Raw genomic sequence first — 14,389 nt, forward strand, 5'->3', positions numbered from 1 at the left:
CGTCGCCGCCGCCGCGGCCCGGCGACGCGACCCGGCTCAGCGGGCCTGCCCCGCCTCCCCCGCGAGCAGGGACCAGACGTAGGACGGGGTCAGGGGAACGTCGGTGACCCGGCCGGCGATCTCCGGGAGGGCGGCGGCCACGGCGTTGGCGATGGCGGCCGGTGGGCCGATCGTGCCCGACTCCCCCACTCCCTTCATCCCGCCGGGCGTCAGCGGCGACGGTGTCTCCAGCATCACGACCTCGATGTCCGGCACCTCCCGCGTGGTCGGCGGGAAGTAGTCGGTGATGGGCTGGCCCTCGGGGGTGTAGACGATCTCCTCGGTGAGCGCCTGGCCGATCCCCTGGGCCACGCCGCCGCAGATCTGACCCTCCACCACGGCCGGGTTGACCAGCACCCCGGCGTCGTTGACGACCCAGTAGCGCTCCACCTCGACGGCCCCCGTCTCCGGGTCCACGGCCACGGCGGCCGCGTGTGCCCCGTAGGCGAAGGTGTAGGCGTCGGGGTCGTAGGCGACCCGTACCTCCAGGCCCGGCTCGACCCCGTCCGGGAGGTCCCAGCCGCGCCACGCCGACGTGGCCAGCTCCCGCAGCGTGACGGACGCCGCCGGGTCGCCCTTCACCCGCACCGCGCCGTCGGCGATCTCCAGGTCGCCGGGCGCCGCCTCCAGGCGGTGCGCGGCCAGCGCCAGGAGCTTGCCGCGCAGCCGGGCGGCGGCCCTAGTGAGCGCCCCGCCGCCGACCACCAGCGACCGGCTGGCGATCGACCCGACCGACGAGTACGGCGTGGTCGCCGTGTCCCCCAGCACCACCCGCACCCGCTCGATCGGCACCCCCACCCGGTCGGCCGTGAGCTGGGCCAGCGCCGTCTCGATGCCCTGCCCGATCGACACCACCCCCGACGACACGACCACGGACGCGTCCTGCTCCATGCGCAGGAACACCGCCTCGTAGCCGCCCGCCTGGATGCCGGTGTCCCTGAGCTCCTTCGAGGGACCCAGGCCGGTGGTCTCCACATGGCAGGAGTAGCCGATGCCACGCCTGCGCCCGTCGGCCTTCTCGACGGGGGTGACCAGGTCGCGCAGGGTGCGCAGGGCGTGCGGGTAGTCGCCGGAGTCGTACCGCTGGTAGACGCGGTTCGAGTACGGCAGGTCGCCCGGCCCCAGCATGTTCCGCAGCCGCAGCTCGACCCGGTCGACGCCCAGCCGGCGCGCCGCCTCGTCGATCAGCCGCTCCCTGGTCAGGCTGCCCTCCGGCTGGCCGAACCCGCGGTAGGAGCCGGTCGGCGTGGTGTTCGTGACGACGCCGCGCACGCGGACCGCCACCCGGTCGAACCGGTACGGCCCCGGCAGCAGGGTGGCCGTCACCGCGGCCGTCGACGCGCCCACGTTCGAGGGATGCGCGCCGATGTCGCCGACCACGTCCACGTACAGCGCCACGAAGCGCCCGTCCCCGTCGAGCGCCAGCCGCGCCCGGTGTGTCGCGGCCCGCGCCGGCAGCGTGGCGACCAGCCGGTCGCCCGGCGACTCCGACCAGCTCACCGGGCGGCCCAGCCGCATCGAGGCCAGGCAGATGAGCGCCTCGTCGGGATAGACGTGCTCCTTGCCGCCGAACCCGCCGCCCGTGTCGCGGCTGATGACGCGCACCCGGTCCTGGTCGAGCCCGAACGCCCCCGCCAGGTGCTCGCGCACGTGGTGCGGCGCCTGCGAGGAGATGTGCACGGTCAGCTCGTCGTCCGCGTACGAGGCCACCACGCCGCGCGGCTCCATCGGGTACGGCGAGACCCGGCCCATCGTGAACGTCAGCTCCACGACGTGCGCCGCTCCCTCGACGAAGCCGGCGCAGTCCTCGTCGCCCATCGTGAAGTCGGTGAGCACGTTCGTGCCCCACTCCGGGTGGAGCAGCGGGGCCCCGTCCCGCATCGCCCGCTCCGTCCCGACCACCGCCGGCAGCTCGTCCAGCGAGAGGTCGACGAGCTCGGCGGCGTCCCTGGCGGCCTCGGGGGTGCGGGCGACGACGACCGCGAGCGGCTGGCCCGCGTACCTGACGGCGTCGTCCAGCACGCGGTAGGAGCTCATCTGCTGGCCGGGGGACAGGTGGACGCAGGGCAGGCGCAGGTCGGGGGCGTCTTGGGGGGTGATGACGTCGAGGACGCCCTCGACCGCCCAGGCCGCCTTGGCGTCGCAGCCGAGCAGCCGCCCGTGGGCGATGGGGCTGCGGACCACGTACGCGTGGACCGTTCCCGGCAGCCGCACCGCCCCGACGTACCTGCCTCGACCGGTCAGCAACCTGGCGTCTTCCCGCCGCGGCGTCCTGGCGCCGACATAAGGCTCACCCATGGTCCCGATTCTGAGCGCGCCCAGCCGGCCTGTCGATGACCCCCATGGCCAGGCACGGGGTAAAGGGTCTCAGACGACCTCGAAGGCCGCCATCATCGCCATGTCCTCGTGTTCGAGGTTGTGGCAGTGCAGCACGTACCTCCCCCGATAGTCGGTGAACCTGGTGACGATCTCAACGGTCTGGGCCTCGCGCAGCTCGACGGTGTCCTTCCACTCCGGCGGCCCCTGCGGCCGCTCCCCGTTCACCGTCAGCACCTGGAAGTGGTCGAGGTGCAGGTGCACGGGATGAGCGACGTCGCTGGTCAGCCGCCAGACCTCGACATCGCCCAGCCTGGGCCTGGCCTCCATCCGCTTGGGATCGAACGGCTTGCCGTTGATCAGCCAGCCCATGCCCCCGTCGCTGAACTCGAACTCCCGCGTCACCTTCGCCTTCCCCGGATCGAGCGCCTCGACCGTGGACAGCCGCGCGGGCACGGCCGAATCGTCGCTCCCGTCCCGATCCACGGCGAACCGCATGACCCTGCCCTGCGCCCCCTCCCCCGCCAGGTTCCGCAGCTCGACCTGCTGGCCCACCTTGTACGCGGAGAAATCGAGCACCACGTCCGCCCGCTCACCGGGCGCCAGCCGGAGCTGCCGCACCGTACGCGGCTGAGCCAGCAGCCCGCCGTCCGTGCCGATCTGAATCATCGGCCCGCCGGTCGCCAGCTCGTACGTCCGGGCGTTGGAGGCGTTGCACAGCCGCAGCCGGTACCGCGCCCTGGCCACCCGCAGCTCCGGCCACGGCGCCCCGTTCACCAGGATCACGTCCCCGAGCACGCCCCCCATGTACGCCTCCCGCACCCCCGGCCGGTCCCCCAGCCCCGGATACAGCATCGTTCCGTCGGCGGCGAACGACCGGTCGCAGATCAGCAGCGGCAGGTCGCGTTCCCCGGCGGGCAGCGGCAGCGCCTCCTCCTCCGCGTCCCGCACCAGGAACATCCCGGCCAGCCCGCGCCAGACCTGCGGCCCCGTGTAGTCCATCCGGTGGTCGTGGTACCAGAGCGTGGCGGCCCGCTGCTCCAGCGGGAACACGTACTCGCGGGACGCCCCCGGCCCCACCAGGTCGGTCGGGAAGCCGTCGGACTCGGGCGGGGTGTGCCCGCCGTGCAGGTGCATGACGGTCGGCTCGCCGAGCTGGTTGACCAGCTTCACGACGGTCCGCCGCCCGGCGCGGGCCTCGATGGTCGGGCCGGGGAACGTGCCCCCGTACCCCCAGATCCCGGTACGCAGGCCGGGCAGCACCTCCACCTCGGCCGCCCGCTCGGTCAGCTCGTAGAAGTCGGCCCCGCCCGCGCTGCGCACCGGCTTGGCCACCTCCGGGACGGGCAGCGGCACCGCGTACGGCTTGGGCAGCGGCGCCGCGCTCGCCAGGAGCTGCGGCTGCGGGGTGCCCGCGAGCAGCGAGCAGCCCGGAACGGCGGCCACCGCCACCGCGCCCAGCCCCAGCAGCCGCAGCGCGTCTCGTCGTGTAGGCGTCATGACCGGGAGGTGACCCTGACGAGCTGGACGACCCCGGCGCCGAACATCATCACCCCGAGCGGCACGTGCACGGCCTTCACGTGGGCCTCGCCGAGGATCGCCGTCACCACCGTGGCCACCAGCAGCGCCACGGCCGGAACGATGTACTTCGCGCTCCCCCCGCCCGGCCACCGGACCAGGATCGCCGCGACCACGTGCGCGAGCCCGACGGCGAGCAGGGCGACCGCCGAGGCCATGTGCAGCGCCCGGCCGCCGGGCGAGGAGAGCAGCAGGCCCGCCGTCACCGCCTGGAGCAGCAGCGCGACGACGTGCAGGGCCGCCACGGCCGTCAGCGTCCGCAGCTGCCAGGTCACGGGCCGGACGGCAAGGGTGTGTTGCGCGGTCATGATCGACCTCCTGTGAATGCTGAGCCGGTGATGAGGGTCTCCATGCGTTCCATGGCCGAGATGGCGCCGAAGGCGCAGAGCCGTACCAGGTCCCCGTCCGGCCGGGAGCCGCGCCAGGCGGCCACGTCGGCGTCGGTCACCCGGTACGGCGCGAGCGCGGTGAGCAGGGCCAGCCGGGCCCCGGCGCGTTCCCCGGCTGGGACCTCGGCGAGCGGCGCGTCCAGCCAGGCGCCGCCCATGGGCGGGTGCTCCCCGTCCCAGGCCGCGACGGTGCCCGCCACGGCGGCGCGGGCGGCATCCCCGAGCAGTTCGCCGCCGTCGGCTCCGGCGGCCCGCAGCGCGGCGTAGGCGGCGCCGACGGCCGTGCCGGCGCCCCAGGCGGGCTCCGGTCGTGCGGGCAGGTCCGCGATCAGGGGCAGGCTCTCTCCCGGCGGCAGCCGCCTGCGCACCGTGCGGGCCATCACCCGCCCGCCCAGGCTCCTGACCAGGCGCGATTTCTGGAGGTTCGCGGGCAGGAGGTTCTCGGTGAGCAGCGCAGAGGCCATGCGGTTGATGAAGTGGAAGGCCAGGGCCGTGCCGATGTGCTCCGGCCCTGCGCCGCCGCGCCGCGACGTGGCCCAGGCCAGCAGTGCGGCGTGCTCGGGGTCGTCGGGCGTGCCGCCGCGGGCGATGGTCTCCGCCAGCCGGTGGTCCCCGGTCGCGTGCAGCAGCGTCGTGTGCGCGGCCACGCAGAACGGGCACCGGTTCGCCATCGACACGCCCAGCGCCACGACCTCCTTGCCGGTCCTGGACGCGTCCCCGGCCAGCAGCGACTCGCGCAGCAGGGACCAGGTCGCGGCGAGCACCTCCGGCGCGGGCGACAGCGTCAGGAAGACCGCCATGCGCGCCATGCCGAAGTCGTCGGCGAGCTGCGCGTAGACCTGGGCCACCCGGCCGGTGGCGGCCCGCGGCTCCACCGGGATGACATAACGGAACTGTGTCTCCATAGCTGAACATCGTGATATTTCTCCTGCTCCAGGGCGTCGTGCCCTGGTCGACTCCTGCGCCTACCGCGTCGGGCGCACCTTCGTGCGGAGTACTTCGCCGGTAGTAGCCAGGAATTACACCCAGGCGCGGAGGATCGGGTCCCGGCCAAGGCTCTAATGTGCAGGAATGACCTCTCTGCACGGATGGCGGCCGCTCGCCCTGGACGGCGCGCTCGCCGCTGTCGTGGCCGCCATGCTCTCCGTCATCGTGCTGGTCACGCCGCAGGCAGGCGTCCTCGACCTCGCCGCCGTCCTGGTCGGCTCGCTCACCCTCGTCGCCTGGCGCCGCGCGCCCCTGGTGCCGCTGCTCGCCGGCACGGCCTGCATGCTCGTCTTCTCCGTGCACGCCCAGCCGGGCCCGCCGGCCGCCTTCCCCGTGATGGTGGCGGTCTTCAGCTCGGTATGGGCCGGACACCGGCTGCTGGCCGCGATGGCGAGCCTGGTGTTCCTGGGCGCCACCCTGACGGCGGACCTGGCCACCGTCACCGGGCAGAGCCCCAAGGACATCGTCCAGGGAACGATCTTGCTGCTCGGCTGGTTCCTGGCGTCGGGGGTGGCGGCGACCGTCACCCGGCACCGGCAGGCGTACCTGGAGCAGGCCGAGCAGCGGGCCGCCGAGGCCGAGCGCACCCGTGAGGAGGTCGCGCGCCGGCGCGCGGGCGAGGAGCGGCTCAGGATCGCCAGGGAGCTGCACGACTCGCTCACGCACAGCATTTCGGTCATCAAGGTTCAGGCGGGCGTGGCCGTGCACCTGGCCCGCAAGCGGGGCGAGGAGGTCCCCGGGTCGCTGCTGGCCATCCAGGAGGCCAGCGGGGACGCGATGCGCGAGCTGCGCGCCACGCTGGAGGTCCTGCGCGACCCCGGCGCCCCCGGCGACCCTGACGACGCCGGGGACTCAGACGACACCGGGCCGCTGGACAGCCGGCTCGACCGGCTCGACGACCTGGTGGATCGGGCCCGCTCGACCGGTCTGACGGCCACGGTGACGGTCTCGGGGGAACGGCACGAGCTGCCGCCCGAGGTGGACCGGGCCGCGTACCGGATCGTCCAGGAGGCGCTCACCAACGTCTCCAGGCACTCGGGCGGGGCGGCGGCGGCCGTACGCATCGACTTCGGCGGCGACGAGCTGGTCGTGCAGGTGGACGACGACGGCCGGGCGTGCGTGGACGCGCCGCCCGTGCCCGGCGTGGGCCTGCTCGGCATGCGCGAGCGCGTCACGGCGCTCGGCGGCCGCCTGCGGGCCGAGCCCCGCCCGGAGGGCGGCTTCACCGTACGCGCAGAGCTTCCACTGGGGGAACCGACGTGATCCGCGTGCTGCTCGTCGACGACCAGGCACTCATCCGCGGCGGCTTCCGCGCCCTGCTGGAGGCCGAGGACGACATCGAGGTCGTGGCCGAGGCCGCCAACGGCGAGCAGGCCCTCGCCCTCGCCCTCGAACACCTGCCCGACGTGGCGCTCGTCGACATCCAGATGCCGGTGATGGACGGCATCGAGGCGACCCGGCGCATCGCGGCCGACGAGCGGCTGAGCGGGGTCCACGTCGTGATCCTCACCAACTACGGCCTCGACGAGTACGTCTTCAACGCGCTCAGGGCGGGCGCGGGCGGGTTCCTGGTCAAGGACACCGAGCCGGCCGACCTGCTGCAGGGCGTCAGGGTCGCGGCCCGCGGCGACGCGCTGCTGTCCCCCGCCATCACGCGCCGCCTCATCGGCGAGTACGTGGCCCGCCGCCCCGAGCCGGAGACGCAGGGCCTGGAGGTGCTCACCAACCGCGAGCGCGAGGTGACCGCGCTGGTCGCCCGCGGCATGTCCAACGACGAGATCGCCGCGCACATGGTGATCAGCCCGACCACCGCGAAGACGCACGTCAGCAGGGCCATGACCAAGTTGCGGGCACGCGACCGGGCCCAGCTCGTGGTCTTCGCGTACGAGTCGGGCCTGGTCGCTCCGCGTAGGAGTTGACCCCATGATGGAATGAGGCGTGAACATCATTTCGCGCGGTTTCCACGGCCGGCACCGGCCGGGTGACCACCGCCTGCCACCGGGGCAGTACCTGGTGGACGACTTCCCCGTGCTGTCGGCCGGACCGACGCCGCGGGTGCCGCTGGACCGGTGGGAGTTCGCCATCGACACGGAGGGCGAGCAGACCCACCGCTGGTCGTGGCAGGAGTTCATGGCGCTGCCCAGCGAGACGCCGACGGTCGACATCCACTGCGTGACCAAGTGGACCAAACTGGACACCACCTGGGAGGGCGTCTCGCTCGACGTGCTCTTCGAGGACGTCGAGAGCGCCGCCGAATACGCGCTGGTCTACTCGTACGGCGGCTACACCACGAACCTCCCGCTCGAGGACCTGCTCGACGGCAAGGCGTGGATCGTGCACCGCTTCGACGGCGAGGAGCTGGAGCCGCGGCACGGCGGCCCGGCCCGGCTGATCGTGCCGCACCTCTACTTCTGGAAGTCGGCGAAGTGGGTGCGCGGCATCCGGCTGCTGAACGAGGACTGGCCCGGCTTCTGGGAGACCGCCGGATACCACAACTACGGCGACCCGTGGCGCGAGCAGCGCTACGAGGGCGACTGACGTGCGCCGCCTGGCCTGGCGGGCGGCCGAGCTCGCCGAGATCGTCACCGAGACCGCGACCGCGCGCACGCTGCGGTTCCGGGTGCCCGACTGGCCGGGGCACCTGGCGGGGCAGCACGTGGACGTCCGGCTGACGGCCGAGGACGGCTACACCGCGCAGCGCAGCTACTCGCTGGCCGGCCCCTCCGACGGCGACCTCGTCGAGCTGACCGTGGAGACCGCCCCGGACGGCGAGGTCTCGCCGTACCTGACCGAGGTCATCGAGGTCGGCGACCGGATCGAGCTCCGCGGCCCGGTGGGCGGCTGGTTCGTCTGGCGGCCGGAGAGCAAGGCGCCGGTGGTGCTGGTGGCCGGCGGTTCGGGGATCGTGCCGCTGATGGCGATGGTCAGGGCGCGCCGGCAGGCGGGCAGCCGGGTGCCGTTCCGCCTGCTCTACTCGCTGCGCGACCCGGGCCGCCGCTACTACGCCGAGGAGCTGCGCCGCCCCGATCCCGGGCTCGACATCGCCTACCTCTACACCAGGTCCGCGCCGCCGGGCACGTCCCGCCCCGCGAGCCGGATCATGCTGGACGACCTGGCCGAGGGCGGCTGGCCCGCGACCTTCGAGCCCGACTGCTACGTGTGCGGGCCGACGGGGTTCGTGGAGACGGCGGCCGATCTGCTGCTCGCGCTGGGCCACGCGCCCGAGCGCATCCGTACCGAACGTTTCGGATAGAGGGGAGAAACCGTCATGACCGCGGAACACCTCGACGGCAACGCGCTGGCGGACCCGCTCGGAGAGATCTTCGCCGTGGACGTCACCGCCGCCACCGGCCGCTGTGCGAGCTGCGGGCTCACGGGCCCGGTCGCCTCGCTCCGCGTGTACGGCCCCGACCCCGGGTTGGTGGCCCGGTGCCCCGGCTGCGAGGAGGTCATCCTCCGGCTGGTACGCGCCCCGGGCCGGGCCTGGCTCGACCTGCGCGGCACGGTTTCACTGCGCGTTAACCTGCCCGACTGACGACGTTGGGGACAGATCGTTCCTCATGAACGTGCCCGACTGAGTACACTCGGGCACGTTCAACCGGCCGAGATCTGTACGGCGAGGCTCTTGGCCATGGGCGGCGCCCTAGGCCCCGTCCCTCTGGAGTCACGTGAGCAGCGGGCTAGTCGACGCGCCCCCGTCCGAACCGAGCGCGCCACCCCGGCGTCGCCGCCGCTGGCTGCGCTGGACGATCGCGGTCACCGTGACCGTGGTCCTCCTGGTCGCGGGCGTCGCCGTCGGCGTCTACGCGAAGCTGACCGGCAACATCAAAAACATCGACGTCACCGCCGACGACCTCGGCGCCACGCGCCCGCCCAAGGTCGCGAGCACCGCCATGAACGTCCTCATCGTCGGCTCCGACCAGCGCGACGGCAAGAACGCCAAGTACGGGCACAACATCGCGGGCGAGCGCACCGACACGATCATGCTCGCGCACGTGTCGTCCAAGCGCGACAACGCCATGGTCGTCAGCTTCCCGCGCGACTCGCTCGTCCAGCTCCCCGCCTGCCGCGCCACCGGCGGCCTGCCCGGCCAGCGGCCCCACCTGGGCATGATCAACGAGTCGTTCAACTCCGGCGGCATCGCCTGCACCTGGAAGACGATCGAGTCGCTCACCCACATCCGCATCGACCACTTCGTGAAGGTCGACTTCACCGGCTTCAAGAGCATGGTGAACGCCGTCGGCGGCGTCCAGATCTGCCTGCCCGAGCCGGTGAACGACAAGAAGGCCCTGCTCCACCTGCCCGCCGGGCGGCAGACGCTCAACGGCGAGCAGGCGCTCGGCTACGTACGCGCCCGCTACAGCATGGGCGACGGCTCGGACATCGGGCGCATCCAGCGGCAGCAGATGTTCATCGCGTCCATGGTCAAGAAGATCATGAGCGGCGAGACGCTCACCGACCCCGCCAAGCTGCTGGGCATCCTCGACGCCGGCACCAAGGCGGTCACCACCGACCGCGGCCTGAGCATCGGCGTCATGAAGGACCTCGCGACCAGCCTCCAGGGCCTCAACGCCGGGCAGATCCGCTTCATCACCACCCCGTGGCACTACTCCCTCACCCAGCCGGGACGGGTCGAGTGGGTGCAGCCGCAGGCCGGCCACCTGTTCCAGATCGTGGCCAGGGACCAGAGCCTCCAGGGCGTCAAGGGCGGCCAGACCAAGGTGGGGCGGACGAAGATCCAGATCGAGCTCCGCAACGGCACCTGGCGCAGCGGCCTCGGCACCCAGGTGGCCGCCGCCCTGGAACAGCGCGGCTACCACATCACCAAGATCGGCGACTCGGCCCGCAAGCCGCAGCCCAAGACCACCCTCCTGTACGGCCTCAACGGCGAGACCCGCGTCCCCACCCTCACCAACGACCTCCAGACGTCCACGCTCAAGAAGGTCGCGGCGGCGCAGACCAACCGGCTGGTGCTGGTGATCGGCTCGGACTGGACGGGCCTGAAGCCCTTGCGCGCGGACGACACGGAGGCCATCAAGGGCTTCGACGCCACCCACGACACCTGCGCCACCTGACCGCCCCACCCGGCGCACCGCCGTACGAGAGCGCCGGGCCCCACCGCACCACACCCCACCGACGCGGCGCGCCAAGGGACCCGCGTGGGCGCGGCGAGCAACGTCGCAAGTGCGGCAAGCACCATCGCGGGCGCGACGGGCAGCGTCGCGGGCACGGCAAGCAGCGTCGTAGGCGCGGCGGGCAGCGTCGTAGGCGCGGCGGGCAGCGTCGCGGGTTGGGTGCGCGGCAGCCGGCCGGGGTGGGTTCGCGCGGGGGCGTGGGGGTCAGCGGGCTTCGGAGAGGCCGCCGCCGTCGATGGCGGTGAAGCCGGCGTCCTCGATGAGCGGCACCACCGCCTTCTTGGCCGCCTCGTCGTCCCCCCAGTAAGGCATGTCGGCCCGCGACCCGCCCCGCTGCCCCACCGTCCCCAGCGCCAGCAGTTCCTTGGGCCACTTGGTGTTGAACGTCCGCACCAGCCGGACCTCCGCCCCCAGCACGTGCTGCTGGTACTGCGGGCTGGTGAGCCCGCTGGGGACGGCGACCACCACGGACAGGCCGTCCCGTTCGGCGATCGGGTTGCTGGGGTCGACGACGATCTTGCCGGAGAGCGCCCCGTCGAGCTCCGCCGCCACGGTGGGGAACGTCTCCCACCCCACCGCCAGCACCACGACCTCGCCGAACCGCGCGGCCTCGGCCGGCGTGCCGCCCCTGGCCTCCCCGCCGGTCGCGCCCGTGGCCGCCGCCACGCGGGCGGGGTCGGCGTCGCTGAAGAACACCTCGTGTCCGCCCGTCGAGAACAAGCGGCCGAGAGGCACGCCCAGTCTTCCAGAACCCACGATTGCCACACGCATGTCTTGATCACCTCGTCACCGAAGGAACTCCCCGGACCCCGCCGTGAAACATTCCTCCCCAGGTCAGAGGCTTGCTACGCGATGAGCGACGAGAGAGCGGCGAGGGAGTCGACGACCTGGCGGGCGTTGGGCGTCGCGGCCGGGTCGAGCAGCCACTGCAGCAGCAGCCCATCGGTGATGGCCACCAGCACCGACACGAGGACCTCCGGCGCGACCGGCAGCTCGATGTCCAGCTGTGCGACGGCCCTGCGCACCATGTCGGCGCCCGCTCGGCGGCAGTGGGCGTACGACTCGGCCAGCCGCTCCCGCAGCGCGGACTCGCGCAGCGCCGCCGGATAGCCCTCGACGAAGACCACGAGCTGCGGCCGCAACTCCTCGAACGCGTCGACCAGCTCCGTCATGGCGCGCTCCAGCATCTCCCGCGCGCTGCCCGCCGCCGAGCTGAACATCGCCCGCTCGACCTGGGCGATCCACTGGTCGAAGAACTCGGCGATGGCCTCGTTCAGCAGCGCGTCCTTGCCGCCGAAGTGGTAGCCGATGGAGGCCAGGTTGGTGCCTGAGGCGGCGACCAGGTCTCGGGCCGTCGTACGGGCATAGCCCTTCTCCTGCAGGCAGCTCACCGCTCCTGCCAGCAGTCTCTCCCGGTATCCACCGGCCTCTGTCCGTGCCACGTGATCCATGCTACAGATGTATACAAGCGTCTATGACGTACGTACATATACAAGAGAGGTGCAAAATGATCCCTCCCGGGCCGAGACTCCCCTCAGCGGTGCAGACGGCGTGGTTCATCCGGGACGCACCGGGCATGCTCACCAGGCTCCGGCGCAGGTACGGGCCGATCTTCACGGTGCGCTTCACCGGCCTCCCGCCCGAGGTCTACGTGACCACCGGGGAGCTCGCCGAGCAGGTCTTCAGGACCGACCACGGCGGCGGGCGCGCGGGCGAGGCGAGGCGCGAGTTTCTCGCGCACATGGTGGGCGAGCACTCCGTCCTCACGCTCGACGGCGAGCCGTGGTGGCGGCACCGCAAGCTGCTCAACCCGCCGCTGCGCGCCAAGCAGGTCGCCGGCTACCGCGACGACATCGCGGCCATAGCGGCGGAGCGGATCGCGACCTGGCCGCTGGGCAGGCCGTTCGCGCTGCGCGACCGCATGCAGGACATCACGCTGGAGATCATCATCCGGTTGATCTTCGGGATCCGGGACGCCGGGCGCGTCGACCGGCTACGCGCGCTGCTGCCCCCGCTGATCGAGACCAGCGGGTCCCCGCTCATCCCCATGCTCCCGGAGATGTTCCGGCGGATCCCGTTCGGGCCCTACCCCCGGTTCGTACGGGTGAGCGCCGAGGTGGACGCGATCCTGTTCGACGAGATCCGCCGCCGCCGGGCCGCGCCAGGGGGCACCGACGTGCTCGGCCGCCTGCTGGACACCGAGCTGGACGACCAGGAGATCCGCGACGAGCTGATCACCATGCTCCTCGCCGGGCACGAGACCACCGCCACCGGCCTCGCCTGGGCCTTCGAGCGGCTCCTGCGCATGCCCGAGATCCTCGACCGGCTGCCCGACGACGAGCCCTACCTCGACGCGGTGGTCAAGGAGGTGCTGCGGGTCAGGCCGGTCGTCTACGAGGCGCCGAGGTTGCTCGACGCCCCGCTACGGCTGGGCGAGTACGAGATCCCGGCCGGATGGTACGCCGGACCGTTCATCCCGCTCGTGCACCACGACCCCGCCGCCTTCCCCGAGCCCGACGAGTTCCGCCCGGAGCGCTTCGTCGACGGACCCCAGAGCAGGGCCTGGATGCCGTTCGGCGGCGGGCGGCGCTTCTGCGTCGGCGCACAGTTGGCCCTGCTGGAGATGCGTGTCATCATCCGCGAGGTACTGCACCGCCTGGAGCTCACGGCACCCGATCAGGCACCGGAGGCCAGGCGGCTGAAGAACGTCACGCTCGCGCCCGCGAACCTGACCCGCGTCACTGCGCGCGCTCGGACTCCTGCTCGGACGCCGTAGACGGGTAGATCTCCTCGTGACGGTCATCGGCGCCCAGCTCCTCGCGAAGCCGGTCGTAGTCGATGTTGTGGTTGGTGTACTTCAGCTGGCGAGCGACCTTCGTCTGCTTCGCCTTGGCTCTTCCTCGGCCCATGGCTACTCCCTAGTCCCCGCTGTCATGCTATCCAACTACGTTACGACTTGAAGAATTATGCAACTGCGCTGGATTAGTCTGGGCTATATGCACGTGGAGGTCCACCAGGCCAAGGCCGACTTCTTCAGAACGCTCGGCCACCCCGCTCGCATCCGAGTGTTGGAGCTACTCCAGGAAGGGCCGCTTCCCGTCCGGGATCTGCTGGCCCAGATCGACATCGAGGCCTCGAGCCTCTCCCAGCAGCTCGCCGTCCTGCGCAGAGCGGGGATCGTGAGCGCGATTCGCGAGGGCAGCACCGTCGTCTACACCCTGGCCACTCCCGAGCTGGCCGACTTGCTTGGGGCTGCCCGCAGGATTCTCACCGACATGCTCGCCGACCAGGGCGAGCTGCTCGCGGAGCTGCGAGCGGAGGTCACCTAGCCGGCGCCCGCCGCACGTGCTTGGGATACCAGGCCGTGAAGCCGGCGGGCAGTACGAACGAGAGCACCTTGATGGCGATGACCAGCGTCGTCGCGTGAGGTGAGACGGACAGCACGAGGGTGAGGGAGACCGCGGCGACGGTGAAGGCCGCCGCCCAGACCGCGGTGATGATCGCGTTGACGCGGTAGAACTGCGGGGTCTCCCAGACCTCCTTCGGCACCATCGTGCGCGCGATGCCGAGCGTGAAGGGCCTGCGGATGGCCAGCGAGCCCCAGGCGGTGCCGGCCAGCCAGACGTTGACCAGCGCGGGTCCGTACGGCGTGAGCGGCGAGTGCGGGGCCACCAGCGACAGCGCCGTGAGGCAGGCGAAGAACAGCGCCGCGCTGCTCTCGATCACCATCTCGTCCCAGGCATTGCCCGCCCTGCGGTCGATGACGACGAGGGCGAGGGCGATGACGAGCCCGGTGACGGCGCCCCAGCGCCACTCGTCGCCGGTGGCGATGACCGCGTAGACGATCCAGGGCAGGAAGCCGAGCAGACCGCGCATGACGAGGTGTCCTTTCACATTCCTAAAGTGACATGTCGAAGCTAGAACTTCCTAAACCGATATGTCAAT

The 14,389-nt window shown here is 72.1% G+C and carries 15 protein-coding genes and 1 pseudogene; 8 read left to right on the top strand and 8 right to left on the bottom strand.

What is annotated here, in order from left to right; translation table 11 throughout:
* Positions 1-36 precede the first annotated feature (36 nt).
* The 4 genes from ABZS69_RS05270 to ABZS69_RS05285 form a co-directional block, all read right to left on the bottom strand.
* The gene (locus ABZS69_RS05270; RefSeq protein ID WP_355366766.1) at positions 37-2,337 is read right to left on the bottom strand and encodes a xanthine dehydrogenase family protein molybdopterin-binding subunit; all 2,301 of its coding nucleotides are present in this window, start codon (positions 2,335-2,337) and stop codon (positions 37-39) included.
* 69 nt (positions 2,338-2,406) lie between these two features.
* Positions 2,407-3,855: a multicopper oxidase family protein gene (locus tag ABZS69_RS05275; RefSeq protein ID WP_355366769.1), complete on the bottom strand. Its 1,449-nt coding sequence runs from the start codon at positions 3,853-3,855 to the stop codon at positions 2,407-2,409.
* Positions 3,852-4,241 carry a hypothetical protein gene (locus ABZS69_RS05280; protein ID WP_355366772.1) on the bottom strand — a complete coding sequence of 130 codons (390 nt, stop codon included), beginning with the start codon at positions 4,239-4,241 and terminating at the stop codon, positions 3,852-3,854. The genes ABZS69_RS05275 and ABZS69_RS05280 overlap by 4 nt, the downstream gene beginning before the upstream one ends.
* Complete coding sequence (locus ABZS69_RS05285) at positions 4,238-5,227, bottom strand: carboxymuconolactone decarboxylase family protein (RefSeq protein WP_355366775.1); 990 nt, start codon at positions 5,225-5,227, stop codon at positions 4,238-4,240. Before ABZS69_RS05285 ends, ABZS69_RS05280 begins: the two co-directional genes overlap by 4 nt.
* A gap of 166 nt (positions 5,228-5,393) precedes the next feature.
* Here ABZS69_RS05285 and ABZS69_RS05290 point away from each other — a divergent pair, with 166 nt between their 5' ends.
* The 6 genes from ABZS69_RS05290 to ABZS69_RS05315 all read left to right on the top strand — a co-directional run bounded on the left by ABZS69_RS05290 (position 5,394) and on the right by ABZS69_RS05315 (position 10,384).
* Positions 5,394-6,572 carry a sensor histidine kinase gene (locus ABZS69_RS05290; protein WP_355366778.1) on the top strand — a complete coding sequence of 393 codons (1,179 nt, stop codon included), beginning with the start codon at positions 5,394-5,396 and terminating at the stop codon, positions 6,570-6,572.
* Positions 6,569-7,228, top strand: a complete 660-nt coding sequence (locus tag ABZS69_RS05295; RefSeq protein ID WP_355366781.1) for a response regulator transcription factor — start codon at positions 6,569-6,571, stop codon at positions 7,226-7,228. Before ABZS69_RS05290 ends, ABZS69_RS05295 begins: the two co-directional genes overlap by 4 nt.
* 19 nt (positions 7,229-7,247) lie before the next feature.
* Positions 7,248-7,847 (top strand): sulfite oxidase-like oxidoreductase, encoded by a 600-nt coding sequence (locus tag ABZS69_RS05300; RefSeq protein WP_355366784.1) that lies wholly within the window; start codon positions 7,248-7,250, stop codon positions 7,845-7,847.
* Between the two features lies 1 nt (position 7,848).
* On the top strand, positions 7,849-8,562 hold the full coding sequence (locus ABZS69_RS05305) for a ferredoxin reductase (RefSeq protein ID WP_355366788.1): 714 nt from the start codon (positions 7,849-7,851) through the stop codon (positions 8,560-8,562).
* Between the two features lie 15 nt (positions 8,563-8,577).
* The gene (locus ABZS69_RS05310) at positions 8,578-8,844 is read left to right on the top strand and encodes a DUF6510 family protein (RefSeq protein ID WP_355366791.1); all 267 of its coding nucleotides are present in this window, start codon (positions 8,578-8,580) and stop codon (positions 8,842-8,844) included.
* 133 nt (positions 8,845-8,977) lie between these two features.
* A complete protein-coding gene (locus ABZS69_RS05315; RefSeq protein WP_355366794.1) occupies positions 8,978-10,384 on the top strand; it encodes an LCP family protein in 1,407 nt (468 codons plus the stop codon).
* A gap of 264 nt (positions 10,385-10,648) precedes the next feature.
* Here the strand turns inward: ABZS69_RS05315 and ABZS69_RS05320 are convergent, their stop codons facing one another.
* Complete coding sequence (locus tag ABZS69_RS05320) at positions 10,649-11,215, bottom strand: NAD(P)-binding domain-containing protein (RefSeq protein ID WP_355366797.1); 567 nt, start codon at positions 11,213-11,215, stop codon at positions 10,649-10,651.
* A gap of 74 nt (positions 11,216-11,289) precedes the next feature.
* The gene (locus tag ABZS69_RS05325) at positions 11,290-11,886 is read right to left on the bottom strand and encodes a TetR family transcriptional regulator C-terminal domain-containing protein (RefSeq protein WP_355366800.1); all 597 of its coding nucleotides are present in this window, start codon (positions 11,884-11,886) and stop codon (positions 11,290-11,292) included.
* Between the two features lie 65 nt (positions 11,887-11,951).
* Between ABZS69_RS05325 and ABZS69_RS05330 the strand changes: the two genes are divergently transcribed.
* The gene (locus tag ABZS69_RS05330) at positions 11,952-13,220 is read left to right on the top strand and encodes a cytochrome P450 (RefSeq protein ID WP_355366803.1); all 1,269 of its coding nucleotides are present in this window, start codon (positions 11,952-11,954) and stop codon (positions 13,218-13,220) included.
* A 31-nt stretch (positions 13,221-13,251) separates the two neighbouring features.
* Here the strand turns inward: ABZS69_RS05330 and ABZS69_RS05335 are convergent.
* Positions 13,252-13,353, bottom strand: a pseudogene (locus ABZS69_RS05335) (DUF3073 domain-containing protein); the annotation flags it as partial.
* Between the two features lie 87 nt (positions 13,354-13,440).
* Between ABZS69_RS05335 and ABZS69_RS05340 the strand changes: the two are divergent.
* Positions 13,441-13,773, top strand: a complete 333-nt coding sequence (locus ABZS69_RS05340; RefSeq protein WP_090938046.1) for a metalloregulator ArsR/SmtB family transcription factor — start codon at positions 13,441-13,443, stop codon at positions 13,771-13,773.
* Here ABZS69_RS05340 and ABZS69_RS05345 read toward each other — a convergent pair.
* A complete protein-coding gene (locus ABZS69_RS05345; RefSeq protein ID WP_355366807.1) occupies positions 13,766-14,320 on the bottom strand; it encodes a hypothetical protein in 555 nt (184 codons plus the stop codon). The two genes, ABZS69_RS05340 and ABZS69_RS05345, sit on opposite strands and share 8 nt — an antisense overlap.
* Positions 14,321-14,389: the final 69 nt, after the last annotated feature.

It is taken from the genome of Nonomuraea sp. NPDC005650, assembly GCF_040605375.1.
Lineage (GTDB): Bacteria > Actinomycetota > Actinomycetes > Streptosporangiales > Streptosporangiaceae > Nonomuraea.

Excerpts from the sequence above, each read along its gene's own strand:
- ABZS69_RS05270 (WP_355366766.1), bottom strand. The coding sequence starts at position 2,337 with ATGGGTGAGCCTTATGTCGGCGCCAGGACGCCGCGGCGGGAAGACGCC.
- ABZS69_RS05275 (WP_355366769.1), bottom strand. The coding sequence starts at position 3,855 with ATGACGCCTACACGACGAGACGCGCTGCGGCTGCTGGGGCTGGGCGCG.
- ABZS69_RS05280 (WP_355366772.1), bottom strand. The coding sequence starts at position 4,241 with ATGACCGCGCAACACACCCTTGCCGTCCGGCCCGTGACCTGGCAGCTG.
- ABZS69_RS05285 (WP_355366775.1), bottom strand. The coding sequence starts at position 5,227 with ATGGAGACACAGTTCCGTTATGTCATCCCGGTGGAGCCGCGGGCCGCC.
- ABZS69_RS05290 (WP_355366778.1), top strand. The coding sequence starts at position 5,394 with ATGACCTCTCTGCACGGATGGCGGCCGCTCGCCCTGGACGGCGCGCTC.
- ABZS69_RS05310 (WP_355366791.1), top strand. The coding sequence starts at position 8,578 with ATGACCGCGGAACACCTCGACGGCAACGCGCTGGCGGACCCGCTCGGA.
- ABZS69_RS05320 (WP_355366797.1), bottom strand. The coding sequence starts at position 11,215 with ATGCGTGTGGCAATCGTGGGTTCTGGAAGACTGGGCGTGCCTCTCGGC.
- ABZS69_RS05330 (WP_355366803.1), top strand. The coding sequence starts at position 11,952 with ATGATCCCTCCCGGGCCGAGACTCCCCTCAGCGGTGCAGACGGCGTGG.
- ABZS69_RS05340 (WP_090938046.1), top strand. The coding sequence starts at position 13,441 with ATGCACGTGGAGGTCCACCAGGCCAAGGCCGACTTCTTCAGAACGCTC.
- ABZS69_RS05345 (WP_355366807.1), bottom strand. The coding sequence starts at position 14,320 with ATGCGCGGTCTGCTCGGCTTCCTGCCCTGGATCGTCTACGCGGTCATC.